At 63.4% G+C, this 24,292-nt stretch carries 28 protein-coding genes; 14 read left to right on the top strand and 14 right to left on the bottom strand.

Annotated elements, in window-relative coordinates; all coding sequences use genetic code 11:
- Positions 1–4: 4 nt before the first annotated feature.
- Positions 5–703 (bottom strand): ABC transporter ATP-binding protein, encoded by a 699-nt coding sequence (locus ACX3P0_RS20925; RefSeq protein WP_459078885.1) that lies wholly within the window; start codon positions 701–703, stop codon positions 5–7.
- A gap of 64 nt (positions 704–767) precedes the next feature.
- Between ACX3P0_RS20925 and ACX3P0_RS20920 the strand changes: the two genes are divergently transcribed.
- The 4 genes from ACX3P0_RS20920 to ACX3P0_RS20905 all read left to right on the top strand — a co-directional run bounded on the left by ACX3P0_RS20920 (position 768) and on the right by ACX3P0_RS20905 (position 3,365).
- The gene (locus ACX3P0_RS20920; RefSeq protein WP_459091529.1) at positions 768–1,412 is read left to right on the top strand and encodes an arylesterase; all 645 of its coding nucleotides are present in this window, start codon (positions 768–770) and stop codon (positions 1,410–1,412) included.
- Between the two features lie 135 nt (positions 1,413–1,547).
- The gene (gene thpR / locus ACX3P0_RS20915; protein WP_459078883.1) at positions 1,548–2,138 is read left to right on the top strand and encodes an RNA 2',3'-cyclic phosphodiesterase; all 591 of its coding nucleotides are present in this window, start codon (positions 1,548–1,550) and stop codon (positions 2,136–2,138) included.
- Positions 2,139–2,230: 92 nt separating this feature from the next.
- Entirely contained in the window at positions 2,231–2,593 is a 363-nt protein-coding gene (locus ACX3P0_RS20910; RefSeq protein WP_459091527.1) for a YkvA family protein, read from the top strand.
- A 265-nt stretch (positions 2,594–2,858) separates the two neighbouring features.
- Positions 2,859–3,365, top strand: coding sequence for an invasion associated locus B family protein (locus ACX3P0_RS20905; RefSeq protein ID WP_459091525.1), 507 nt, complete (start codon positions 2,859–2,861; stop codon positions 3,363–3,365).
- Between the two features lie 127 nt (positions 3,366–3,492).
- On the opposite strand, the gene ACX3P0_RS20900 is transcribed toward ACX3P0_RS20905, so the two are convergent.
- A complete protein-coding gene (locus ACX3P0_RS20900; protein WP_459091524.1) occupies positions 3,493–3,804 on the bottom strand; it encodes a DUF1294 domain-containing protein in 312 nt (103 codons plus the stop codon).
- A 39-nt stretch (positions 3,805–3,843) separates the two neighbouring features.
- Between ACX3P0_RS20900 and ACX3P0_RS20895 the strand changes: the two genes are divergently transcribed.
- The 3 genes from ACX3P0_RS20895 to ACX3P0_RS20885 all read left to right on the top strand — a co-directional run bounded on the left by ACX3P0_RS20895 (position 3,844) and on the right by ACX3P0_RS20885 (position 6,376).
- Complete coding sequence (locus ACX3P0_RS20895; protein ID WP_459091522.1) at positions 3,844–4,563, top strand: HAD family hydrolase; 720 nt, start codon at positions 3,844–3,846, stop codon at positions 4,561–4,563.
- 98 nt (positions 4,564–4,661) lie between these two features.
- A complete protein-coding gene (gene rlmN, locus ACX3P0_RS20890) occupies positions 4,662–5,897 on the top strand; it encodes a 23S rRNA (adenine(2503)-C(2))-methyltransferase RlmN (RefSeq protein WP_459091520.1) in 1,236 nt (411 codons plus the stop codon).
- Positions 5,894–6,376, top strand: coding sequence for a hypothetical protein (locus tag ACX3P0_RS20885; RefSeq protein ID WP_459091518.1), 483 nt, complete (start codon positions 5,894–5,896; stop codon positions 6,374–6,376). The genes rlmN and ACX3P0_RS20885 overlap by 4 nt, the downstream gene beginning before the upstream one ends.
- Here the strand turns inward: ACX3P0_RS20885 and ACX3P0_RS20880 are convergent.
- Positions 6,348–6,989 carry a LysE family translocator gene (locus tag ACX3P0_RS20880; RefSeq protein ID WP_459091516.1) on the bottom strand — a complete coding sequence of 214 codons (642 nt, stop codon included), beginning with the start codon at positions 6,987–6,989 and terminating at the stop codon, positions 6,348–6,350. The genes ACX3P0_RS20885 and ACX3P0_RS20880 overlap by 29 nt on opposite strands.
- Before the next feature lie 144 nt (positions 6,990–7,133).
- On the opposite strand from ACX3P0_RS20880, the gene ACX3P0_RS20875 reads away from it, so the two are divergent.
- Complete coding sequence (locus tag ACX3P0_RS20875) at positions 7,134–8,273, top strand: Gfo/Idh/MocA family protein (RefSeq protein ID WP_459091514.1); 1,140 nt, start codon at positions 7,134–7,136, stop codon at positions 8,271–8,273.
- Between the two features lie 9 nt (positions 8,274–8,282).
- Here the strand turns inward: ACX3P0_RS20875 and ACX3P0_RS20870 are convergent, their stop codons facing one another.
- On the bottom strand, positions 8,283–9,323 hold the full coding sequence (locus ACX3P0_RS20870; protein ID WP_459091573.1) for a Gfo/Idh/MocA family protein: 1,041 nt from the start codon (positions 9,321–9,323) through the stop codon (positions 8,283–8,285).
- Positions 9,324–9,339: 16 nt separating this feature from the next.
- Positions 9,340–10,035 (bottom strand): thiol:disulfide interchange protein TlpA, encoded by a 696-nt coding sequence (gene tlpA / locus ACX3P0_RS20865; protein ID WP_459091512.1) that lies wholly within the window; start codon positions 10,033–10,035, stop codon positions 9,340–9,342.
- 36 nt (positions 10,036–10,071) lie between these two features.
- On the opposite strand from tlpA, the gene argH reads away from it, so the two are divergent.
- The 3 genes from argH (at position 10,072) to lysA (ending at position 13,035) form a co-directional block, all read left to right on the top strand.
- Positions 10,072–11,472, top strand: a complete 1,401-nt coding sequence (gene argH, locus ACX3P0_RS20860) for an argininosuccinate lyase (RefSeq protein ID WP_459091510.1) — start codon at positions 10,072–10,074, stop codon at positions 11,470–11,472.
- A gap of 65 nt (positions 11,473–11,537) precedes the next feature.
- A complete protein-coding gene (locus ACX3P0_RS20855) occupies positions 11,538–11,747 on the top strand; it encodes a hypothetical protein (protein ID WP_459091509.1) in 210 nt (69 codons plus the stop codon).
- Positions 11,748–11,766: 19 nt separating this feature from the next.
- Positions 11,767–13,035, top strand: a complete 1,269-nt coding sequence (gene lysA, locus ACX3P0_RS20850) for a diaminopimelate decarboxylase (RefSeq protein WP_459091507.1) — start codon at positions 11,767–11,769, stop codon at positions 13,033–13,035.
- A 98-nt stretch (positions 13,036–13,133) separates the two neighbouring features.
- Here lysA and ACX3P0_RS20845 read toward each other — a convergent pair whose 3' ends face one another.
- Together ACX3P0_RS20845 and ACX3P0_RS20840 are read right to left on the bottom strand one after the other, a co-directional pair.
- Entirely contained in the window at positions 13,134–14,456 is a 1,323-nt protein-coding gene (locus tag ACX3P0_RS20845; protein WP_459091505.1) for an ammonium transporter, read from the bottom strand.
- A gap of 209 nt (positions 14,457–14,665) precedes the next feature.
- Positions 14,666–15,526, bottom strand: coding sequence for an acyl-CoA thioesterase (locus tag ACX3P0_RS20840; RefSeq protein ID WP_459078868.1), 861 nt, complete (start codon positions 15,524–15,526; stop codon positions 14,666–14,668).
- A 104-nt stretch (positions 15,527–15,630) separates the two neighbouring features.
- Here ACX3P0_RS20840 and ACX3P0_RS20835 point away from each other — a divergent pair, with 104 nt between their 5' ends.
- Together ACX3P0_RS20835 and ACX3P0_RS20830 are read left to right on the top strand one after the other, a co-directional pair.
- Complete coding sequence (locus ACX3P0_RS20835; RefSeq protein ID WP_459091503.1) at positions 15,631–16,887, top strand: ubiquinone biosynthesis hydroxylase; 1,257 nt, start codon at positions 15,631–15,633, stop codon at positions 16,885–16,887.
- 50 nt (positions 16,888–16,937) lie between these two features.
- Positions 16,938–17,411, top strand: a complete 474-nt coding sequence (locus tag ACX3P0_RS20830; RefSeq protein ID WP_459091501.1) for a YbaK/EbsC family protein — start codon at positions 16,938–16,940, stop codon at positions 17,409–17,411.
- A gap of 24 nt (positions 17,412–17,435) precedes the next feature.
- On the opposite strand, the gene pcaF is transcribed toward ACX3P0_RS20830, so the two are convergent.
- Entirely contained in the window at positions 17,436–18,644 is a 1,209-nt protein-coding gene (gene pcaF / locus ACX3P0_RS20825) for a 3-oxoadipyl-CoA thiolase (RefSeq protein ID WP_459091499.1), read from the bottom strand.
- A 224-nt stretch (positions 18,645–18,868) separates the two neighbouring features.
- Here pcaF and ACX3P0_RS20820 point away from each other — a divergent pair, with 224 nt between their 5' ends.
- A complete protein-coding gene (locus tag ACX3P0_RS20820) occupies positions 18,869–19,306 on the top strand; it encodes an OsmC family protein (RefSeq protein WP_459091497.1) in 438 nt (145 codons plus the stop codon).
- Between the two features lie 55 nt (positions 19,307–19,361).
- On the opposite strand, the gene ACX3P0_RS20815 is transcribed toward ACX3P0_RS20820, so the two are convergent.
- The 6 genes from ACX3P0_RS20815 to ACX3P0_RS20790 form a co-directional block, all read right to left on the bottom strand.
- A complete protein-coding gene (locus ACX3P0_RS20815) occupies positions 19,362–20,000 on the bottom strand; it encodes a YceH family protein (protein WP_459091495.1) in 639 nt (212 codons plus the stop codon).
- Positions 20,001–20,172: 172 nt separating this feature from the next.
- Positions 20,173–20,952 (bottom strand): succinate dehydrogenase iron-sulfur subunit, encoded by a 780-nt coding sequence (locus tag ACX3P0_RS20810; RefSeq protein WP_459078863.1) that lies wholly within the window; start codon positions 20,950–20,952, stop codon positions 20,173–20,175.
- Positions 20,953–20,964: 12 nt separating this feature from the next.
- Positions 20,965–22,803, bottom strand: coding sequence for a succinate dehydrogenase flavoprotein subunit (gene sdhA / locus ACX3P0_RS20805; RefSeq protein ID WP_459091493.1), 1,839 nt, complete (start codon positions 22,801–22,803; stop codon positions 20,965–20,967).
- Positions 22,804–22,806: 3 nt separating this feature from the next.
- Positions 22,807–23,202 (bottom strand): succinate dehydrogenase, hydrophobic membrane anchor protein, encoded by a 396-nt coding sequence (gene sdhD, locus ACX3P0_RS20800; RefSeq protein ID WP_459078861.1) that lies wholly within the window; start codon positions 23,200–23,202, stop codon positions 22,807–22,809.
- A 2-nt stretch (positions 23,203–23,204) separates the two neighbouring features.
- A complete protein-coding gene (gene sdhC, locus ACX3P0_RS20795; RefSeq protein WP_459091491.1) occupies positions 23,205–23,621 on the bottom strand; it encodes a succinate dehydrogenase, cytochrome b556 subunit in 417 nt (138 codons plus the stop codon).
- A 275-nt stretch (positions 23,622–23,896) separates the two neighbouring features.
- On the bottom strand, positions 23,897–24,274 hold the full coding sequence (locus ACX3P0_RS20790) for a hypothetical protein (RefSeq protein ID WP_459078859.1): 378 nt from the start codon (positions 24,272–24,274) through the stop codon (positions 23,897–23,899).
- Between the last annotated feature and the right edge of the window lie 18 nt (positions 24,275–24,292).

Here is a 24,292-nt window from a genome sequence, read left to right as displayed (position 1 = left end):
CTCATCAAGCCGTCGCCCTCACCAATGCCGGCGCGTCCTCGATCCGGCCGGAGCGCATTGCCACCTGACGCGAGCAGCGGGCGGCAAGGGCAGGGTCGTGCGTGACCAGCACCAGCGTCATGGCGCGCTCGGCCGCTTTCGCGAACAAAAGGTCGGCGACCTGCCTGCCCGTCGCCTGGTCGAGATTGCCGGTCGGCTCGTCGGCGATCAGAATGCGCGGGCTGGGCGCCAGCGCCCGCGCGATCGCCACGCGCTGCTGCTCGCCGCCGGACAGTTCGCCCGGATAGTGGGTGACGCGGTCGCTGAGGCCGACCGCAGCCAGTTCACGCGCAGCTATGCCAAACGGATCGGCATGACCGGCGAGTTCCAGCGGCACGGCGACGTTTTCCAGCGCCGTCATATTGGGGATGAGATGGAACGACTGGAACACGATGCCGATGTTTCGGCCCCGAAACGACGCGATCCGGTCCTCGCTTTTGCCGTTCAGCACTTCACCTGCGATACGCACGGTGCCGGCGTCGACCTTCTCCAGCCCGGCCAGCACCATCAGCAGCGTCGACTTGCCGGAGCCGGACGGTCCGACGATGCCGATCACCTCGCCGCTTTCCACGCCGAGGCTCACGCCCTTCAGCACATGCACGCGCGACGCGCCGTCGCCAAGCGTCAGCGACACGTCTTTCAGCTCGATGACGGCTTCTGCCAAGGGTAAATCGTCCTATATGGGAGGAAGAGGCGAAGGATTGCCTTGGTCATATGGGGCTTGCTGCATGGCTTTCAAACATCTCCTCGCCGCCGCTTTTGCAGTTTTTGTCGCGCTCGGTGCATGGACTTGTCCGGCTTTCGCCAATCCGGTCAAGATCGTCGGCTTCGGCGACAGCCTGATGGCCGGTTACGGTCTCGGGCCGGGCGAAGGATTTACCGACAGGCTGCAGGCAGCGCTACGCGCCACGGGCCATGACGTGACGGTCGCGAATGCCGGCGTGTCCGGCGACACCACCAGCGGCGGGCTGTCGCGGCTCGACTGGTCGGTTCCCGACGGCACCGATTTGGTGATCCTGGAACTCGGCGGCAACGACATGCTGCGCGGCATTGCGCCCGAGATCGTCGAGAAAAACCTCGACGCCATGATGGCGAGGCTCGCGGAAAGGAAAATCCCCGTCCTGCTGGCGGGCATGGTCGCCGCGCCCAATCTCGGCCATGCTTATCAGGAGGCGTTCGGTTCGATTTATCCAAAACTTGCCGAAAAATACGGTGCGACGCTTTATCCGTTCTTCCTCGACGGCGTGACGGGCGATGCGGCGCTGGAACTTGAAGACGTCATGCACCCCAATGCAAAGGGCATTGAGCGGATCGTCGAGGCGATCTTGCCGACCGTTGAAAAGGCACTCGCCGCATTGCCGGCCCAGCCATGAAACGCAACCAAAATGGCCCAAAGCTCTTTTCGTCATGAAGGCTTCACGGTTACTTGCAACCAACAAAGCGCTTGCTCCATCCGGCTATCGGTGATTCGCTGGGGACAGACTTCGATTCGATGAAGGGAGGCTCTCATGCCGCGTCTTTTCACCGCCCTCGAAATTCCGCGAGATGCCGCACTATCGCTTTCCCTGCTTAGGGGAGGCCTGCCGGGAGCCCGCTGGATCGACGTCGAGAATTATCATCTCACGCTGCGCTTCATCGGCGACGTCGAAGGGCACATCGCCGACGAGATCGCCGATGCGCTGGATCGGGTGCAGCGGCCCTCCTTCACCATGGCGCTGTCCGGCGTCGGCGCATTCGGCCAGAAGAAGCCGCATGCCATCTGGGCGGGCGCGACCGCTTCGCCCGATCTGAGCGCCTTGCATGGCGAGATCGACCGCATCTGCCAGCGGCTCGGCATTCCCGCCGATCCGCGCAAATTCATGCCGCATGTCACCTTGGCCCGCTTGCGCAACTCCAGCCCCATCGAAGTGGCGCACTATCTTTCGGCGCGCGGCAATTTTTCGAGCGCGCCGTTTCGGGTCGGGCGTTTCGTGCTGATGTCGTCGCGCGATTCGGTCGGCGGCGGCCCTTACGTCATCGAGGAGGCATGGCCGCTTCTGCACCAGGCTACGCGCCAGCGCTCCGAAGAGGCGGCCGACGCCACAGGCATCATGCGATAGAAAACGGCATCTTGCAGTCGGGCGGCGGCTTTACCACATTTGCCCGGAACCGGCATTTCCACCCGCAAATGTCGACCCAGTTGGAGAGTTCCATGGCGCAAAAACCGAACTTCGATTTCTTCGGCTTTGGCAGCAAGCCGGCTGACGAGAGCGAGGTGCGTACAAAATTCTGGCGCACAGCCAAGAATGCTGCCCGCCAGATTCCCTTCATGGAGGATGTGGTCGCCGCTTACTATTGTGCTCTGGACAGGAAGACGCCGGTGCGCGCCAAGGGCATATTGCTGGCCGCGCTGGCGTATTTCGTGCTGCCAACCGACGCCATCCCGGATTTCATCTTCGGCCTCGGCTTCACCGACGACATCGCGGTGCTGACGGCAGCGATCGCCACCGTGCGCGCCCATATCAAGCCGGCGCACCGGCTGGCCGCGCGCGAAGCGATCGCCGACGAAAGCTGACAGGCTTCGGTGTCGCCGGCGGGCGCACCGCCTCGGCTACCCAAAAGACAAACTCTCGCCGCTTTCATGTATTCCAAGTCGCGACGGGGACGTTGCGCCGCCCTGCCGGAAGGCGGCGGCGTGCAAACGGTGCTGGTTTCTGGATGGCGGAGGTCCTTTTCTCACGGAACTTCATTCTTTGGTAACCCAGATTAAATCAAAATGAAGCGAATGGCAGGACGCCAAGCCGGCCGGCCTCCGCATAATTTGGAATACGGGAAAAACAATGCGCGGATTGATTGCACTAGTTTCGGGCCTTGCCATGGCAGCGGCGGCGGCTTCGCCGGCGCTTGCACAGCAGGCGACCAAGATCGGCCAGCATAACGCCTGGGGCACCTACAGCTATCAAGCTTCCGGCGGCAAGGTCTGCTACGTGCTGACGGTGCCGACCGACAAGCAGCCGCCGACGCTCGATCACGGCGACATGTTCTTCTTTGTCAGCCAGCGTCCCGGCCAGCAGGTTTCCTACGAGCCGCAATTCATCGCCGGCTACGACTTCCAGGCAGGATCGAAGGCCACCGTCACCATCGACAAGAAATCCTTTTCCATGTTCACGCGCGGCAAGTCGGCCTGGGTGGAAAACGCCGCCGAAGAGCCGGTGCTGATCGCGGCCATGAAGTCCGGCAGCGACATGAAGGTGCAGGCCAAGTCCGGGCGCGGCAACGCGACCAGCTATGTCTTCTCGCTCAAGGGCATTTCGGCAGCCCTAAGCTCCATCGCCAACTGCAAATGACGGCTAGAGCGGCGGACGCTCGGGTAAACCCGCGCTGCCGCTCTATCCTCTTGTTTGAGCATCAGATTTTCCGAAAACCGGATTCCACTTTTCGGTCCGATGCTCTAGCCGGTATCGCCAGGCCTTTTCAGGCCGACAGCAGGCCGACAACTCTCGGTCCCATATCCGGCACCAGAAGCAAGGCCGCGACCCATGCGACCTGCAGGAACGCGATGAGGTAAAGCCTGGTCCGGAATGGTTCCTTGCGGGTCTTGTGCCGGAAGAGGTGCTGCGCCGATACCGCGCCCACCGTGCCGCCAAGAACCGCGAGCCATAGCAACGTGCTTTCACGGATCCGCCACGCGCCCGCTCGCGCCTGGCGTTTGTCCCACCAGAAGGCCAGGAACGCGGCGCCGTTGACCGCAAGCAGGGCGGCCAGGATCTGAGGCAGGGAAATCATCGAGAGAATCTGGCAAAGATAGACTAACAAGCTGCAAACATGGCGCGCACGGACATGAATTCCGCCAGACTTACGACCATAGGCTTCGATGCCGACGACACGCTGTGGCAAAACGAGCAGTTCTTCCGGCTGACCGAGGATCGCTTCGTGTCCCTGCTGGCCGACCACGCCGAGCAGAACGACGTCAAGGAACGGCTTCTCGACGCCGAGCGGCGAAATCTCGATCTGTATGGTTTCGGCATCAAGGGGTTCACCTTGTCGATGGTCGAAACGGCGATCGAGGTGACGGGCGGCAAGGTTCCCGCAAAAATCATCGCCGATATCGTCCAGGCCGGGCGGCAGATGCTTTCCCACCCGGTCGAGACGCTGCCTTACGCGCGCAAAACCCTTGAGCAACTGGCGGGAAAATTTCGGCTGGTGCTGATCACCAAGGGCGATCTGTTCGACCAGGAGCGCAAGCTCGCGCAATCCGGTCTCGGCGGCCTGTTCGACGCCGTCGAGATCGTCAGTGCCAAGCAGCCCGAAACCTACAGCCGCATTTTCAGCCGCCACGGCGACGGACCTGAAAGAAGCATGATGGTCGGCAACTCGTTGAAATCCGACATCGTACCGGTCCTGCAAGCCGGCGGCTGGGGCGTCTATGTCCCGCATGACCTGAACTGGGTACTCGAACATGCCGAAACCCCGGTCGATGAACCGCGCTTCAGGCAGGTTTCAAACCTCGGCGAGTTACCGGAACTGCTGGCGCAACTGGGTTAGCCCTTGGCAGGTGGCCGTGACGGCACGGCACAGCTGTGATATGTGGCCGGTAATCCCTATCTGTAGCCGGTCCGGACGGACTGAACCAAAGAACCACAATGACCCTTTCGCTCGATCTCACCACCGACACCGCACGCGATGCGTTGCGCCCCCGCGCTTCGACGGCTGAGAAGCCGTCGTTGGTCGGTTTGACGCGCGCGGAAATGGCCGAGGCGCTGGTGGCGTCCGGCGTCGTTTCCGAACGGCAGGCGAAGATGCGCACCAGCCAGCTCTGGCATTGGCTCTATGTGCGCGGCGTCTCCGACTTTGCGCATATGTTCAACATCTCCAAGGAACTGCGCGCGGAGTTGGACAGGCATTTTACCGTCGCACGCCCCGAAATCGTGGAAGAACAGATTTCCACCGACGGCACCCGCAAATGGCTGTTCCGGTTTCCCGCGCGGGGGGCAGGACGGCCCGTTGAAATTGAAACGGTCTATATCCCCGAACAGGGGCGCGGCACGCTGTGCATCTCCAGCCAGGTCGGCTGCACGCTGACCTGTACCTTCTGCCACACCGGCACGCAGAAGCTGGTGCGCAATCTGACGGCCGAGGAAATCCTGGCGCAATTGCTGACCGCCCGCGACAAGCTCGGCGATTTCCCCGACCGCGATACCCCCGCCGGGGCCATCGTTCCCGCCGAAGGGCGAAAGATATCCAACATCGTCATGATGGGCATGGGCGAGCCGCTCTATAATTTCGAGGCGGTGAAGAAGGCATTGCTGATCGCCTCCGATGGCGACGGGCTGGCCCTGTCCAAGCGGCGCATCACGCTTTCGACGTCCGGCGTTGTTCCGGAAATCTATAGGACCGGCGAAGAGATCGGCGTCATGCTGGCCATCTCGCTGCACGCCACCAATGACGATCTGCGCGACCTGCTGGTGCCGATCAACAAGAAGTACCCGCTGGCCGAACTGATGGAAGCCTGCCGTTCCTATCCGGGCCTGTCGAACGCGCGAAGAATTACGTTTGAATATGTGATGCTGCGCGAGGTCAACGATTCCATCGACGACGCCAAGGCGCTTATCAAGCTGTTGAGGGGCATTCCGGCCAAGATCAATCTGATCCCGTTCAACCCGTGGCCGGGCACCAACTACCAGTGCTCGGAATGGGAAACGATCGAGAAGTTCGCCGACTACATCAACAATGCCGGCTATGCCTCGCCGATCCGCACGCCGCGCGGCCGAGACATTCTCGCCGCCTGCGGCCAGCTCAAATCCGAATCGGAGCGCATGCGCAAGGTCGACCGGCTGGCGCTGGAAGCGATGATGATCGCAGGTCACGGCGAGGAGTGAACCGCGTCCTTCTTTATCTCTTCCGCTTCGCGGCCATCGTCGTCGGCTACATGGTCGCAGCCCTGGCCGCCAGCGCCTTCCTCCATTTGCTTTTCCTTGGAGCCGCAGGCTTCCGGCCCGAAGATAATTCGGCCGTTGTCGCCGGCTCGCTGCTGTTTTCGATCCCCTTCACCGCGCTGTTCGTCGGCTATTTCGCGTTCCTGCCTTCCCTCGTCGTGATCCTGCTCGGGGAAGTTCTCGGGCAGCGCAACTGGCTGTTCCACGCGCTCGCAGGTGCCGCCGTCGGCCTGGCGGTCGCTGGCCTGTTCTGGCAAGCGCCGATGGGCGAGATGGGCCGGATGGCAACAGACCCGGCACTGTCTGTCGGCCTGTTCATCGGCGCGGGCATCGTCGGCGGCCTCGCCTACTGGCTATGCGCCGGCCGCTGGGCTGGCGGCTGGCGCAACCACGCTACTTTACCTGGGCCGTCAGGATCTTAAGCGCAAAGGCCGAGAATACGCCGGCCAGCAGATAATCGACCACGCGCGTCGCCCTCGGGCTCGCTTTCATCGCCGACGAGAATTTCTCCGCGGCCAGCACCATCGGCACCGCCACCGGTATCGACAGCGTGATGAACATCACACCGAGAAAGAACAGTTTTCCCGGCGCATGCGGATCGTGCGCGGACACGAATTGCGGCAGAAAGGTCATGAAGAACAAGATGATCTTCGGGTTGAGCAGATTGACGCCAAGCCCGGCCGCGAAACTTCTGGGCAGCGAGATACGCGGCCCTTTCTTGGTCACGGGCGAGAAAGCCGAGCCTTTCGCCAGCGCCTGCCAGGCCAGGAAGACGAGATAGCCGGCACCAAAAATCTTCAGCACGAAGAAGGCCGTCGGCGAGGCGACGATCAGCGCTGAAATGCCGACGACGACCAGCGTTGTATGGATCAGCGTGCCGAAAAGCGCTCCCCCCATCGAGGCGAAGCCGGAGGCCCTGCCCTGGCTCAGCGTACGGCTGACGAACAGCGTCATGTCCGGGCCAGGCGTAGCGGCCAGCACAAGGGTCGCGATGCCGAACTGGATCAGCGTGGCAATATCGGGAACGAAATTCATGGTGGGCACCGAGTGAGAACGGGAGCGTATAACGCAAGGCCGTTTGCGACGCCAGTGCCAGCCCGTGCGCCTTTATGCCTGCGCCTTTACCGCGATGTAACGGGAGCCTGCTAGGCTGGATGCCTGTCTTTCTGGAAAGCCGGCATGAAAATCGCGTTTCTCGGCACCGGCTTCGTTGCCGACTATTATATGGCGACGCTGCCCAACCATCCCGGCCTCGAACTTGCCGGCGCTTTCGACCGTGACGCCGCACGGTTGGCCCAGTTCTGCGATTTTTATCGGGTCCGGCCCTATGAAAGCGCCGAAGCGCTGCTCGAAGACCCTTCTGTCGGCATCGTCGTCAATCTGACGCCGCCGGAAAGCCATTTTGAACTATCCGAAAGGACCTTGCGCGCGGGCAGGCATGTTTACTGCGAAAAACCGCTGGCGATGCGCTTCGAAGATGCCCGCACGCTGGTCGGGCTTGCCGATACGCTGGGGCTGACGCTGGCGAGCGCACCCGCCAACGCATTGAGCGCCGCACATAAAGCGGTCGCAGATGTGCTTGCCGCCGGCCGCATCGGCACGCCACGCCTGATCTACGCAGAGATGGAGGACGGCGCGGTATTCCGCGACAAATGGCGCGAATGGCGCTCGCGTTCGGGGGCCGCATGGCCGGGCGTCCATGAGTTCGAAGTCGGCTGCACGCTGGAACATGCCGGCTATGCGCTTTCGTGGCTCACCTGCCTGTTCGGCCCGGTCGAGGACCTCACCGCGTTCTCGGCGCTGACCTTTCCAGACAAGGGATCGGCCACGGAAAAGCTGGCCCTTGGGCCGGATTTCTCCGTCGGTTGCCTGCGCTTCAAATCCGGCCCTGTCGCGCGGATGACCTGCGGCCTTGCAGCACCCAAGGACCGGTCGCTGACCATTCTGGGCGATGCCGGTTCCATCACCGTGCGCGATCTGTGGGACGAGAATTCGGCCATCCATCTGGAAGCGGCCGGAGAGCCGCGCAGCCTGAAGCAGAGACTGGCCAACCGACTGGAAAGCCGGCTCGGCAAATTCCTGCCCTGGAAGCCGACACCGGGCAGGCGGCTTGCCTACCCGGCATCGAAAAAGACATTGCCCGGCTTTCCCTCGCAGATCGATTTTTGCGCCGGCATCGCGGCACAGGCGCAGGCGATTGCCCAAAGCCGGCAGCCGCAATTCTCCGGCGCGATGGCCTTGCACATTACCGAACTGGCGCTGGCCCTGAACAATGCCGGCAGCCTGCCCCAGCCATACACGATGCAAAGCTCGTTTTGAGCCTCGGCGTCACACCGGAGGCAGCGCCCGCACCGCGTCGATAATGGCGAGCACCGCCTTGCTGTCGGCTAACGGCATCGAATCGCAAACCGTCCTGCCCTGCCGGACCGCATCCATGACCGCAATGGTCTCGAATTGCAGGCCGCCGCCGGGAAACGGCTTTTTCTCGACCTTGCGTCCGCCGATGGCGAGGTGGTCGAGCATTTTCGACAGCGTTCCGCCCTCTTCCGAACCGGCACGCTGGACGCCACGATAATGCGTCAGCCTTTGTGCCTTCAGGAAGGGCGCCTTGAGCCGCAATGTGCCGCTCGTCCCTTCGATCAGGAAAGAATTCCCGCCGGCCCGGTCGAAGCCGCAGGACAGGCTTGCCGTCGCCTCGTCGTAGCGAAGTTCGATTTCGGCATGCATGTCGACGCCGCTTCGCGCCGCCTTCCAGCGCCCGGAAACGCCTTGCGGATGTCCCAGGAAATGCAGGGCAAGCGAGATCGGATAGACGCCAAGGTCCAACAATGCACCACCGCCTTGCGCCACGAAGAAGCGGCTGCCTGCCAGTTCCTCGCGACGATAGGACAGGTCGGCGTGGATGGCCGTTACCCTGCCAATGTCGCCGGCATCGATGCTTGCCTTGGCGCGCACCACCGCCGGCAGGAAGCGAGTCCACATGGCCTCCATGACGAACACGCCCCTGGCCGACGCCGCCTGCTCGATTTCCTCGACCTCGGCCACGGATAGCGCCAGCGGCTTTTCGACCAGCACCGGCTTGCCGGCGGCGATGGCACGCAGGGCCTGCCCGGCATGCAATGCATTCGGCGTGGCGAGATAGACGGCATCGACAGTGCTGTCGGCAAGCAGTGCGTCGAAATCGGTGTAGCCCCGGCCGGCGCCGGTAGCGGCGCGAAACGCTTCGGCCTTTTCGGCGACGCGCGAATGGACCGCGGCGACGCGCGCGCCGGCCGCATGGCCGAGATCGGCGGCAAACTGGCGCGCTATGTTACCCGTGCCAACAATGCCCCAGCCAAATGCCATACCCGCCGCTTCATCCTTCCGCAGCCCGATGCGAGCTTTTCTACCCGCCTATCGCCGCCTCGACCAGCCGCTTGGCGTCAGGGCCCGCCCATTCCGCCGGCCCGTTCATATGGGCGATCAGGCAGCCCTCGCCGTCGACCAACATGGTGGCCGGCAGGCCGAGCGCCAGGCCGCGCGTCTTCAGATCGTTGAACACGCCCATCGAGGCATCGCGATAATAGCCGAGCGAGGCGACGCCGGTATCGGCAAGGAATTTCTTCGGCTTGGTGTCGTCGCCCGTATCGACATTGACGGCGACGACCTCAAATTTTTGACTACCCATTTCCTTTTGCAAGGCATCGAGGGCTGGCATCTCGGCGCGGCAGGGCGCACACCATGTCGCCCACAGGTTGAGCAGCACCGTTTTCCCGGCCGCCGTCTTGGCTGTGAGGTCGGCGAGGCTCATCGGCTTGCCGTCCGGCCCGTTGAAGGCAAGGCTCTTGAGCGATTGCGGCGGATCGGCCGGCAAAAGCGCCGCGACCTGGCCGGTCGCCGCTGCCGCAATCGTCTTGGCGCGATCGGCCTTTGCCGCGCAGGCAATGTCGTCCTGGCTCTCGCCGACAGCTAGCTGAGCGCCAGCCGTGTTGCCAGAGCCGCTCTCCTTGACATATACCGCGACCGCGCCAGCCACCACGCCGGCAATGAGTGCGGCGACGATCAGGCGTGGGGCGGGGAAAAGTTTTTTGCCGTTTGTCATTTTTTCAAGCTGCTCCGGAAACTCAGGGTTATAGCGATGAGCGATACAAAGGCCAGCAACCAGATGTGGGGCGGACGTTTTGCCTCGGGCCCTGCGGCGATCATGGAAGCGATCAACGCCTCCATCGGTTTCGACAGGAAGCTGTACGCGCAAGACATTCGCGGCTCGCTCGCCCACAGCGCCATGCTGGCGCAAACGGGCATTATTTCGACGGCGGATCAAGAAAAGATCGCTCACGGCCTGAACACGATTCAGGCAGAGATCGAGGCCGGCAAGTTCGAGTTCTCGACACGGCTCGAAGACATTCACATGAACATCGAGGCGCGGCTGGCCGAATTGATCGGACAGGCGGCGGGGCGGCTACACACGGCGCGCTCGCGCAACGACCAGGTCGCGGTCGATTTCCGCCTTTGGGTCAAGGACGAGCTGTTTCGCGTCGCCGAGGCGCTGAAAGGCCTGATCGCGGCTTTTCTGGCGCGGGCCGAGGAACATGCGGCGACCGTGATGCCCGGCTTTACCCATATGCAGGCGGCGCAGCCGGTAACCTTCGGCCATCACTGCATGGCCTATGTCGAGATGTTTTCGCGCGACCTGTCGCGCATGCGCGACGCCGCCGAGCGCCTGAACGAGAGCCCGCTGGGGGCGGCCGCCCTTGCCGGCACCGGTTTTGCCATAGACCGGCACCAGACGGCGGCAGCATTGGGTTTCCGCGAGCCGACCCGTAATTCGCTGGACAGCGTGTCCGACCGCGACTTCGCGCTGGAATTCCTCTCCGCGTCGGCGATCTGCGCCACGCATCTGTCGCGGCTGGCCGAAGAGATCGTCATCTGGTCGACGCCGCAATTCGGCTTCGTGCGCCTGTCGGATTCTTTTTCCACCGGTTCCTCGATCATGCCGCAGAAGAAGAACCCCGACGCCGCCGAACTGGTTCGGGCCAAGACCGGCCGCGTCAACGGCCATCTGGTCGGTCTTCTGACCGTGATGAAGGGCCTACCGCTGACCTATTCCAAGGACATGCAGGAAGACAAGGAAGCCGTGTTCGACGCCGCCGAAACGCTCGACCTGATGCTGGCGGCTATGACCGGCATGGTCAGCGACATGACGATCAATGTGGCGGCGATGAAGAAGGCGGCGGGTGCCGGCTATTCGACCGCAACCGACCTCGCCGACTGGCTGGTGCGCACGCTCGCGCTCCCGTTCCGCGAAGCGCACCACGTTACGGGCCGCGCCGTAGCACTGGCCGAGGCCAACAAGGTCGGGCTGGAAAGACTGTCGCTGGCGGATTTGCAGTCCATCCATCCGGGCATCACCGAGGACGTCTATTCCGTGCTTTCCGTGCAAAGCTCGGTCAAGAGCCGCACTTCGTTCGGCGGCACCGCACCGGCTGAGGTGCGCAGGCAGATACGCTACTGGAAGAAGCGGCTGGCCAAGGCTTGAATGCGGGGTGCAAACGGCCGGAAATTCAGTTAGAAGCGGCTTCTCGGAGTTTGGCAGGTGAGACGATGACCGCAAGCAGGATGTTGGTGACGCTGACGCTTCTGGCCGCGATGGCCACGGTCGTGGCTTGCGGCCGCAGAGCCAGTCTCGACACGCCCTATGAGGCGGCCGTGCAGGCCCGCAAGGATGCCGAGAAGGCCAAGCAGCCGCTGCCGCCGGAGCCGCAGAAACCGGAAACCGACAAGCCGTTCATCCTCGACAAACTCATCCAGTAGTTTCTCCGGAATCATTGCCGTGAACCATTTCGATTACCGCGACGGCGTGCTGCATGCCGAAAATGTCGCCGTCCCCGAGATCGCGAAAGCGGTCGGCACGCCGTTCTATTGCTATTCGACGGCCACACTCACCCGTCATTTCCGTGTTTTCTCGGATGCTTTCGCTGGGCTGGACACGCTGGTCTGCTACGCCATGAAGGCGAACTCCAACCAGGCCGTTCTAAGGACGCTGGCAAGGGAAGGCGCGGGCGCAGACGTCGTCTCCGAAGGCGAGTTGCGGCGCGCGCTCGCCGCCGGCATCCCGGCCCAAAAGATCGTTTTCTCCGGCGTCGGCAAGACCGCGCGCGAAATGGATTTTGCGCTCGAAGCCGGCATCATCTGCTTCAACGTCGAGTCCGAACCGGAACTGGACCTGCTTTCCGCCCGCGCCGCGGCGCTGGGCAAGACCGCCAACATATCGCTGCGCATCAATCCGGACGTCGACGCCAAGACGCATAAGAAAATCTCGACCGGCAAGGCCGAGAACAAGTTCGGCATCGACTGGCGGCGGGCGCGCGAAGTCTATGCCCGCGCGGCCAAACTGCCCGGCATCAAGGTAACCGGTATCGATACCCATATCGGCAGCCAGATCACCGATCTGCAGCCCTTCGACGACGCCTTTGCGCTGCTTGTCACCCTGGCCGGACAATTACAGGCAGACGGCCATGCCATCGACCATGTCGATCTCGGCGGCGGCCTCGGCATTCCCTACCGCACCGACAACAACCCGCCGCCGCTGCCCGACGCCTATGCGGCCATCGTCAAGAAGCATGTCAGCGATCTCGGGCTGAAGGTGATGTTCGAACCGGGCAGGATGATCGTCGGCAATGCCGGCATTCTCGTTTCCGAAGTCATCTATGTGAAGGAAGGCGACGCCAAGAATTTTCTCATCGTCGATGCGGCGATGAACGACCTGATCCGGCCGACGCTCTATGAAGCTTTCCACGACATCCGCCCGGTGGTGCAGCAGCCGGCCTCCGCGCCGCGCATGAACGTGGACGTGGTCGGCCAGGTCTGCGAGACCGGCGACTATCTGGGCCTCGACAGAGATCTGCCGACGCTGAAGGCAGGAGACTTGATTTCTGTCGGCACTGCCGGCGCTTATGGCGCGGTGCAGGCCGGCACCTACAACACGCGCCTGCTGGTGCCCGAGGTGCTGGTCGACGGCGACCGTTTTCACGTCGTGCGCCCACGCCCGACCTATGACGAACTGATCGGCCTGGACAGCATCCCCGACTGGCTGGAATAGGTTTTTTCGCCGGTAAAAAAAGAGGCCCGAAAACTTGTCCGGGCCTCAAGGCGTCACTGCTTTGGAAAGCGGCACGCGGAATGTTTTCTGGCTGAGCCTTACGGCACCACCTCGCCATGCTGGGTGATGTCGAGGCCCTCGATCTCTTCCTGCCTGCTTGGCCGCAGCCCACCGACCAGAACCTTGACGACTTGAAGGATCACGAAGGTCGCGACCGTCGTCCAGGCGATCGTCACAACGACGCCCTTCGTCTGCGTCAGAAGCGAAGCGTTCGCACCGAGCGCATTGATCGCCGGATCGGCAAGCACGCCGGTCAGCAAAGCGCCGACGATGCCGCCGATCCCATGCACGCCGAAGGCGTCGAGCGAATCGTCATAGCCCAGAGCGTGCTTCACCTTGACCGCGGCGATGTAGCAGACGATGCCGGCAACAATGCCGATGACGAACGCACCCGTCGGGTTGACGAAACCCGCGGCGGGCGTCACCGCGACGAGGCCGGCGACAGCGCCCGAGATGATGCCGAGCACACTCGGCTTCTTGGCGACGATCCATTCGGCGAACATCCACGCCAGCGCCGCAGCCGCCGTGGCGACCTGCGTGTTGAGCATGGCGGCACCGGCAAGGCCGTCAGCGGCCAGTTCCGAGCCGGCGTTGAAGCCGAACCAGCCGACCCACAGAAGGGCCGCCCCGATCACCGAATAGACGAGGTTGTGCGGGGCCATGTTGGTGGTGCCGTAGCCTTCGCGCTTGCCAAGCACCAGCGCGCAGACGAGGCCGGCGACACCGGCATTGATGTGGACCACCGTGCCGCCGGCAAAATCGAGCACGCCGGACGAGCCCAAAAAGCCGCCGCCCCAGACCCAATGCGCGACGGGCGCATAGACGACCAGCAGCCACAGCGTCGTGAACAGTAGTAATGCCGAAAACTTCATGCGCTCAGCGAAGGCCCCGCAGATCAGCGCCGGCGTGATGATGGCGAAGGTCATCTGGAAGGTGGAGAAGACAAATTCAGGGATGTTGCCTACCGGCCAGAGCGTCGAAACGGTGATGCCCTGGTGGAACAGCTTGGAAAAACCGCCGATCCAGGCATTGGCCGCGCCGCCATCGGAGAAGGCCAGCGAATAGCCGACCGCGAACCACAGCACCGTGACGAGGCAACAAATCGCAAAGCTTTGCATGACGGTGGCGAGCACGTTCTTCTTGCGCACCATGCCGCCATAAAACAGCGCCAGACCCGGAATGGTCATCATCAGCACGAGGGCCGTGGCGGTCAGCATCCAGGCGGTGTTGCCGGTGTCGAGGACAGGTGCTGCGGCCGGTGCCGCTTCCTGCGCAAGCACGGCGCTGGCCATGGCGCAACTGGCAAGCAAGCCCGCGGGGGCAGCGCGCATCGCCGGCTTTGAGAGGGAAAAAAGAACCATTGATTTCTCCATTGGAACGCCATTCGGCACCTCGACGATTCCGTTCGCCGACTGTCCAGGAGGAATCAAGCTTCATGCCAATTGCCGAAGCGACATGTAAGCATCTGTATTAAAACAACTTTATTCATTGTCTGCACGCCATGCCGGCCAGCGCAGTCAAAAAAATGCTAAAAATTCGGGCAGATTTTCACCGCTGCCTATCTTTTAGGCTATCGGCGCAGGCGGATAAGGCCTTCCTGGGCCACCGAGGCGATCAGCGTGCCGTCGCGGGCGTAAAGGGTGCCACGGCTGAAGCCGCGCGAGCCGGAAGTGGAGGGACTATCCTGCGTATAGAGCAGCCAGTCGTCCAGCGCATGCGGACGGTGGAACCACATGGCATGGTCGAGGCTTGCCGCCTGGATATCGGGGTCGAACAGGCCCCGCCCATGCGCGAAGGTGGACGTATCGAGCAGCGTCATGTCGGACAGATAGGCGAGCAGGACCGATTGCAGCGCGCGGCTGTCGGGCGTCGGCCCCGTCAGCCTTATCCAGACGTTCTGGCGCGGCGGCAGCTTTTCGCGGCTCTCATAGTGCCTGATATTGACCGGCTTCAGTTCGAGCGGCCGCTCTCGCGCCCAGAAGTGGCGGATCGCTTCGGGCACGTGCGTCGCCTTCTCCAGCAATTCACGATGGTCCTGCAGTCCTTCCGGCGGCGGCACGTCCAGCGGCATCGGGAATTGATGCTCAAGCCCCTGCTCATCGACCTGAAACGACGCCTCCAGCGAAAAAATGGCCTGCCCATGCTGGATCGCCACCACGCGCCGCGTGGTGAAGGAGGAGCCGTCACGGATGCGGTCGACCTCATAGACGATCGGCACCTTGATGTCGCCCGGCCGCATGAAATAGCCGTGCAGGGAATGGACGTGGCGATCGGGCGCAACCGTTCCCTGCGCGGCGACCAGCGCCTGCGCGATGGTCTGGCCGCCGAACACGCGCTGCCACTCGACCTGCGGGCTGCGACCACGATACAGGTTGTGTTCCAGCTTCTCGAGGGCGAGAATGCCGAGAAGCTGATCCATGGCTGTCGTCATGTTTTCGCGCCTTTGCGGAAATAGGAATGGCCGGTTTCGGACAGGAACAACGGGTAGTCAAGGCGCGCCGGCGCAAAGACCCGCCCGCTCAAGAAAGTTCAGGCATGGCACAGAACACGGCGGACACGAAATTGGCGGCGCTCGACGTGCTGGTTGCCGGTGCCGGCTATGTCGGGCTGGCCGCGGCCGTGGCGTTGAAACAGGCGCGCCCGAGCCTTGCCGTGGCCATCGTCGACGCAGCCCCCGCCGGCGTCTGGCAAAAAGACGGCCGCGCCTCCGCTATCGCGGCCGCCGCGCGGCGCATGCTCGACCGTCTCGATGCATGGCCGGAAATCGCCCCGCATGCGCAGGCCATCACCGAAATGGTCATCACCGATTCGCGCACCTCCGATCCGGTGCGGCCCGCCTTGCTCACCTTCGACGGCGAAGTAGCCCCCGGCGAACCCTTCGCCCACATGGTCGCCAATAACGTCCTCAACGGTGCGCTGCGCAAGCGCGCCAAGGCGCTCGGCATCGACATCATCGAAGGTGTCGGGGTCAGCGCCTTCGATACCGGCAGCGGCGTGACCGTGCATCTGGCCGATGGCGCGGCGATCGCCGCGCGCCTGCTGGTCGCGGCCGACGGCGTCAATTCGAAGCTGCGCGACATGGCCGGCATCAAGACGGTGAAATGGCAATACGGCCAGTCCGGCATCGTCTGCACGGTGGGCCACGAGCGCCCGCACAACGGACGCGCCGAGGAGCACTTCCTGCCAGCCGGTCCCTTCGCCACGCTGCCGCTTTCCCCCGACAAGAACGGCAAGAACCGCTCCTCCATCGTCTGGGTCGAGCGCACGGAGGATGCCGAAAGGCTGGTCGCCGGCGACGATCTCGTCTTCGAGACAGAACTCGAACAGCGCTTCAGCCTGAAGCTCGGCGAAATCCACGTCATGGACAAGCCGCGCGCCTGGCCGCTCGGGCTGACGCTCGCCCGCGCCTTCGTCGCGCCGCGCGTAGCACTGGCTGGCGACGCTGCACACGGCATCCATCCAATCGCCGGGCAAGGCCTCAATCTCGGCTTCAAGGACGTGGCCGCGCTCGCCGAAGTGGTGGTCGAGGCCGACCGGCTTGGCCAGGATTTCGGCGCGCTCGACGTGCTGGAGCGCTACCAGCAATGGCGGCGCTTCGACACGGTGCAGATGGGCGTCACCACCGACGTGCTGAACCGGCTGTTTTCCAATGACCACGCACCGCTGCGGGCGGCGCGCAGCATTGGCCTTGGCCTGGTCCAGCGCATGCCGCGCCTCAAGGATTTCTTCATTCGGCAGGCGTCCGGCCTGACCGGCGGCACGCCGCGTCTTTTGCAGGGCGAGCCTATCTGATTTTTCCCCGCCGTTGCGCCTCTCCGATTTCTTCCATCCAAGGTTTCCGCATGTCCCTCGAATCCGTTCGCGCGTTTTTCGCTACCCACGCCCCCGACATCGAAATCATCGTCACCGGGGCCAGCTCGGCAACGGTGGCGCTGGCGGCGGAGGCGCACGGCGTCGAGCCGGAGCAGATCGCGAAAACCATCTGCCTGCGGGCCGGCGACGCGACTATGCTGATTGTCGCCAGCGGTACGGCGCGGCTCGACAACCGCAAGTTCCGCGACCGGTTCGGCGCCAAGGGCCGCATGCTGGATGCCGACGAGGTGGTGGCCGTTACCAGTCATCCGGTCGGCGGCGTCTGCCCGTTCGGCCTGCCGGCACCCTTACCGGTCTATTGCGACGTATCGCTGCGCCCGTTCGAGGCGGTGGTGCCCGCTGCCGGAGCGACCAACGCCGCCGTGCGGCTCAGCCCCGACCGGCTTACGGCGCTGACCAACGCCGAATGGGTGGACGTCTGCCGCGAGCCGTCCGCCCCCTAAACGCTTCCGCGCCGGCGGCGGTCTTCACACCCGTTCCAGCGCAATAGCAATTCCCTGCCCGACGCCGACACACATGGTTGCGAGCGCCAGCCTGGCGCGCCGTTCCCGTAGCTCGAGGGCGGCCGTTCCCGTTATGCGCGCACCCGACATGCCAAGCGGATGGCCGAGCGCGATGGCGCCGCCATTCGGATTGATATGCTCGGCATCTTCCGCGAGTCCGAGTTCGCGCAGCACGGCGATGCCCTGCGAGGCAAAAGCTTCGTTCAGTTCGATAATGTCGAAATCGGACGGCTTGATATTCAACCGCGCACACAATTTCTTCGTTGCCGGCGACGGACCGATGCCCATGATCCGCGGGGCGACGCCGGCGGAGGCGCCGCCCAGAATGCGGGCGATCGGCGTCAGCCCATGCTTTCTCGCCGCCGCCTCCGAGGCAATGATCAGCGCGGCCGCGCCATCGTTGACGCCGGAGGCATTGCCGGCCGTGACCGTCCCGCCCTCTTTTCGAAACGGTGTCGGCAGTTTCGCCAGTGCCTCCAGCGTCGTACCGGCGCGCCGATGCTCGTCCAGGGAAACGAGGATCGGATCGCCCTTGCGCTGCGGCACCCCGACCGGGACGATTTCCTGGGCGAGACGGCCGTTTTCCTGCGCGGCGACCGCTCTTGTCTGGCTGCGCAAGGCGAAGGCGTCCTGGTCGGCGCGCGATACGCGATACGCTTCGGCAACGTTCTCGCCCGTCTCCGGCATGGAATCCACGCCATATTGGCTCTTCATCAGGGGATTGACGAAGCGCCAGCCGATGGTGGTGTCGTGGATCTCGGCCTTGCGCGAAAATGCGCTGTCGGCCTTGGGCAGCACGAAGGGCGCGCGGCTCATCGATTCGACGCCGCCGGCAATCACCATCTCGGCCTCGCCGGCCTTTATGGCACGGGCAGCCATGATGACCGCATCCATGCCGGAACCGCAAAGCCGGTTGATCGTCGTCCCCGATATTTCCTGCGGCAGGCCGGCCAAAAGCAGCGCCATGCGCGCCACGTTGCGGTTGTCCTCGCCGGCCTGGTTGGCGCAACCATAGATCAAATCGTCAATTGCTGCCCAATCGACCGATGCATTGCGCGCCATCAGCGCCTTGAGCGGAACCGCGCCGAGATCGTCGGTGCGCACCGTTGCCAGCGCGCCGCCGAAACGGCCAATGGGCGTGCGTATGTAGTCGCAGATATAGGCTTCCGCCATTTTCCATCCTCTCCCGGAAAGCTTGCGCTTCCTCTCCTGCGCCGCACGCAGCGCCGTGGTCGTTATTCCCTTGTCGCGGCATCCTGATCCCACAGTGCACGCCGTCTGCGCAAGACTGCCATGGCATTCGGGCGCATCGACGCTATATTCATCGGAGCCGCGCGTTCGCGCCCGCCAAAAGTTTTCAACCCAAGGCCAAAAGTTTTCAACCCAAGGAGAGAACCATGAACCGTCACGCCACCGCCGTCTGGAAAGGCACGCTCACCGAGGGAGCCGGCACGCTCGATATGCAGAGCGGCGCTTTCAACAAGCAGCCCTATTCCTTCAAGGGCCGTTTCCAGGACGAAAGCGGCAAGTCCGGCACCAACCCGGAAGAATTGATCGCGGCGGCGCATGCCGGCTGCTTTGCCATGCAGCTTTCGCATTTCCTGGCCGAGAACGGCACGCCGGCGGACGAACTCAATGCCGAGGCGGTCGTCACCTACGGTCCTGCCGCCGGCGGCGGTTTCGAGATCACCGAAAGCGCGCTCAAGCTGACCGGCAAGGTGCCCGGCATTGAACAGGAGAAGTTCAAGGAACTGGCCGACAAGGCCAAGGCTACCTGCCCGGTTTCCAAGGCGCTCGGCGCGATCAAGGTGACACTCGACGCCAAGCTGGCTTGAACGACACCAACCGCGAAGCAGCGCCGCGAAAGGCGCTGCTTCTTTCAATCTGGATTTAGGCCAGTCGGGCGGCCAGGGCATCGAGCCGGGCGTGCAGCGCCGCGATCTCCTCCTCGAGAGCCTCGACACGGGCTTCCAGGCCGGCAGCGCCTGAAGGCGCGCGGCTCGGCATGGCGACCGCCGCAAGTTCCACGGGGCCGCCAAGCAATTGCGCGTAGCGGTCTTCGCGCTGGCCGGGGGCACGGCCTATTTCCTTGACCAGCGCCGGCCTGCGCCCGATCAGCATGTCGAGTTCGGTTCGCAAATCGTCGGCAGCCGAAAAACGCACCATGCGTTCGCTGCGCACCAGAAGCTCGGGCACCGTCTGCGGGCCGCGCAGCAGCAACAGGCCGATCAGCGCCGTCTGCGCCGTGGTCAGCGAAAAGCGCTGCGCCATCATATGTTCGTAGCGCTCCACCCGCGAACCGAACACCTGCTGCGCCAGCCCCTTCTGTTCCAGCAGCTTCAAGGTCCGGTGCACATCGCCTTGCTCCAGCGCCATCACCGGCTCACGCGCCGTCTTCTGGTTGGCTGCGGCAATCGCGGCATTGAGCGACAGCGGATAAACGTCGGGCGTCAGTTCCTTCTTCTCGATCAGGCAACCGAGAATGCGCGCTTCCATATCGTTGAGGTCGGGGAGGTCGGTGTCAGTCATATCGCCTCGTCTTTAATGGCGTCCGTGCGTCCTTCGAGGCTCGCTATCGCTCGCACCTCAGGATGAGGACCGTAGTTGCAGCCTCAAGAAAGCGTTGCCGCTAGCACGCCAGCGCGACCTCCCTCATCCTGAGGTGCGAGCGCAGCGAGCCTCGAAGGACGCACCACGCAGATCACACCCGGCGCTCGACCATCATCTTCTTGATTTCGGCGATTGCCTTGGCCGGGTTCAACCCCTTGGGGCAGGTTTGCGCGCAGTTCATGATGGTGTGGCAGCGATAGAGACGGAACGGGTCTTCGAGGTTGTCCAGCCGCTCGCCGGTGGCTTCGTCGCGGCTGTCGATCAGCCAGCGATAGGCCTGCAGCAGCGTTGCCGGGCCGAGATAGCGGTCGCCGTTCCACCAGTAGCTCGGGCAAGAGGTCGAGCAGCAGGCGCACAGGATGCATTCGTAGAGGCCGTCCAGCTTCTCGCGATCCTCATGGCTTTGCAACCATTCCTTGGCCGGCTCCGGCGAAACCGTATGCAGCCATGGCTCGATCGAGGCATGCTGGGCGTAGAAATTGGTCAGGTCCGGCACCAGATCCTTCACCACCTGCATATGCGGCAGCGGGTAGATTTTCACCGGCCCGGAAATGTCGTCGCAGCCCTTGGTGCAGGCGAGCGTGTTCGAGCCGTCGATATTCATGGCGCAGGAGCCGCAAATGCCCTCGCGACAGGAACGGCGCAGCGTCAGCGTCGGATCGATCTTGTTCTTGATGTACAAAAGCGCGTCCAGAACCATCGGCCCGCAATCGTCCATGTCGACGAAATACGTGTCGATGCTCGGGTTCGCCTCATCGTCCGGCGACCATCGGTAGATGCGGTATTCGCGCAGATTGGTCGCGCCTTCCGGCTTCGGCCAGGTTTTTCCGACCGTGATCTGCGAGTTCTTGGGGAGCGTGAGTTCAACCATGATCTGCGATCCTCAATACACCCGCGCTTTTGGCGCGATCCGGGCGAGGCTGATGCCGCCGTCTTCTTCCTTCAGCAACGGCTCGGTGTGAACCGGCCGGTAGCTGAGCGAAACCTTGCCGTCGTCGCTGAGGTACGCCAGCGTGTGCTTGCGCCAGTTGGCGTCGTCGCGGTCGGCGAAGTCCTCGCGCGCATGCGCGCCACGGCTTTCCTTGCGGGCTTCCGCGCCATAGACGGTGGTGATGGCGTTGGCCATCAGGTTTTCCAGTTCCAGCGTCTCGACAAGGTCGGAGTTCCAGATCATCGAGCGGTCATAGACCTTGATGTCCTTCAACTCGCCCCAGATTTGTGAAATCCGCTTGCAGCCGTTTTCCAGAGACTCCTGCGTACGGAAGACGGCAGCGTCCTCCTGCATGGCGCGCTGCATCCGCTCGCGGATGACGGCGGTCGGCGTGGTGCCGTTGGCGTGGCGCAATGTGTCGAAGCGGTCCATGATCTTGTCGACCGCCGCCATATTGAGCGACGGGATCGGGGCCGCACGGTCGATCACCTCACCGGCCTTGATCGCGGCGGCGCGGCCGAACACGACAAGGTCGATCAGCGAGTTGGAACCGAGGCGGTTGGCGCCGTGCACCGAGGCGCAGCCGGCTTCGCCCACCGCCATCAGGCCGGGCGACACGCGGTCGGGCTCCGCCTTGGTCGGGTTCAGCACCTGGCCCCAGTAATTGGTCGGCACGCCGCCCATATTGTAGTGGACCGTCGGCAGCACCGGGATCGGCTCCTTGGTCAGGTCGACGCCGGCGAAAATACGTGCCGATTCCGAAATGCCGGGCAGCCGCTCATGCAGCACGGCCGGGTCGAGATGGTCGAGATGCAGGAAGATGTGGTCCTTGTTCTTGCCGACGCCGCGTCCTTCGCGGATTTCCAGCGTCATGCAGCGCGAAACCACGTCGCGCGAGGCCAGATCCTTGGCGGACGGCGCATAGCGCTCCATGAAGCGCTCGCCCTCGGAGTTGACAAGGTAGCCGCCTTCGCCGCGCGCGCCCTCGGTGATCAGACAGCCCGCGCCATAGATGCCGGTCGGGTGGAACTGGACGAATTCCATGTCTTGAAGCGGGAGACCCGCCCGTGCGGCCATGCCGCCGCCGTCGCCGGTGCAGGTATGCGCCGAGGTGGCGGAGAAGAAGGCGCGGCCATAGCCGCCCGTCGCCAGCACCACCATTTTTGCCGAAAAGCGGTGGATGGTGCCGTCGTCGAGATTCCAGGCGACGACGCCGGTGCAGGTGCCGTCGTCTTCCATGATCAGGTCGAGCGCGAAATACTCGATGAAGAACTGCGCCTTGTGCTTCAGCGACTGGCCGTAAAGCGTGTGCAGGATGGCGTGGCCGGTGCGGTCGGCGGCAGCACAAGTGCGCTGCACGGGCGGACCGTCGCCAAAGTTCATCATGTGGCCGCCGAACGGCCGCTGGTAGATTTTTCCTTCTTCCGTGCGCGAGAAGGGAACGCCGTAATGTTCCAGCTCATAGACGGCGGCGGGAGCCTGGCGCACCAGATATTCCATCGCGTCCATGTCGCCCAGCCAGTCCGACCCCTTGACGGTGTCGTACATATGCCATTGCCAGTTGTCGGGGCCCATGTTGGACAGCGAGGCGGCGATGCCGCCCTGTGCCGCCACCGTATGCGAGCGCGTCGGGAACACCTTGGTGATGCAGGCGGTCTTCAGTCCCTGTTCGGCCATACCGAGCGTGGCGCGAAGCCCCGCTCCACCGGCACCGACGACGACGACGTCGAACTGGTGATCGACATAGGTATAGGCGGAAGCACCGCCCGCGTTCTTTGCGTCCTTGGCCAAGACTCAGCCTCCGAATGACAGCTTGGCGAGGGCGAAGATCGAGACGACGCCAACCGCTATGGTGAAGAAAGTGTTGAGGATGAACAGGGAGAGCTTGCCGCCCTCGCCATGGATGTAATCCTCGATGATGACCTGCATGCCGAGCCGCATATGGATCAGGCCGGCAACGAGCATGACGGCGAAAACCAGCGCCACCAGCGGATGATTGAGCGCCGAGCGTACCTCGTCATAGCTGGCGCCGTTCATGCAGATCAGGAAGCCGACGAAGAACAGGGTCAGCGGAACAAGCGCTACCGCTGTCAGCCGCTGCCGCCAGAAAAGGCCGGTGCCTTCACGCGCCGAGCCGAGGCCCCGCACCTTGGCCAGCGGGGTGCGCATGTCGGTGTTGTTGCCGCTCATGATCAGGCCCTCCCTGCGTAGTAGCCGACGATCCAGATCGCCACCGTCAGCACGACGGACGCAACCAGCGTCGCCCAGGCGATTTTCGAAGCCGTGTGTTTCTCAAGACCGGCACCGGTATCCCAGATGAAATGGCGGATGCCGCCCGCCAGATGGTGCATCAGCGCCCAGGTGTAGCCGAACAGCACAAGCCGTCCGAACCAGGAGCCGAAAATGCCGTTGACGAAATCGAAATAGGACTGCGGCCCGGCAGCGGCGATCAGCCACCAGGCGACCAGCAGCGTGCCGACATAGAGCGCGATACCGGTGATGCGGTGCACGATCGACATCGTCATGGTGATCGGCGGCCGATAGATTGACAGATGCGGCGAAAGCGGACGCGGCTTGGCCTGCGCGCGGGTGGCTGGTGATTGGCTCATGGCTCCCCCAATACAGTATCCTTGGGGTCTCAATCGGAAAGCGGCGTTGCCGCTTCCGTATGCGACTTCGGATAGGCAGGTTTCTAAAACTCTTTTTGCACCGCGTCAAAGCCGGAAAGCCTTTTCAGCGCCGGAATTGGGCGAAGATCCCTGCCCCGCGAGGCTTCAATCGATTGAGCGGCGAGCCGAAATCGCTGCACTGCGGCATAAAGCGGGCGCCAACCCGAAACGGCACGAATCCTCGAAACGGCGCGAATCCCCAAAACCTGCACGAATCAATGCGTGCAGGTCAACGGCCTCTGGCCGGCCTTCATGATCAAGGCCTCCTGGCCGTCGATAAGGATGGCGTCATGCGCTTGGCCGTAGCGGCTGGTCTGGTTGGCCGGCGAGGCCGGCAGTTCCTCGTCGATGCCATCCGGCCCCAGCAGGCGCAGCGACGTCCCCAGATTCTGGATGCGCATCATGCCGCCATCGGCGCATGTATAGGTGGCCGTGTTGGACGGCGAGGCGATTTCTCCGGAAAGAGAGGCCTTGGCAAGGCTGCCCGTCATCGGTGACGCTGCCGGTTGCGGCACGCATGCGGTGGCCAGAGACAGGGCCAGAGGCAGTGGAAGCAAGGCAAGCCATAGCCGAAAAGCGCCGCGCTCTGCCATGCCGTTTTCCCCGTCCAG

The organism is Mesorhizobium sp. A556, from assembly GCF_054489545.1.
Note: the sequence above shows the minus strand (reverse complement) of the source record. Positions and strands in the feature narration are given on the sequence as shown.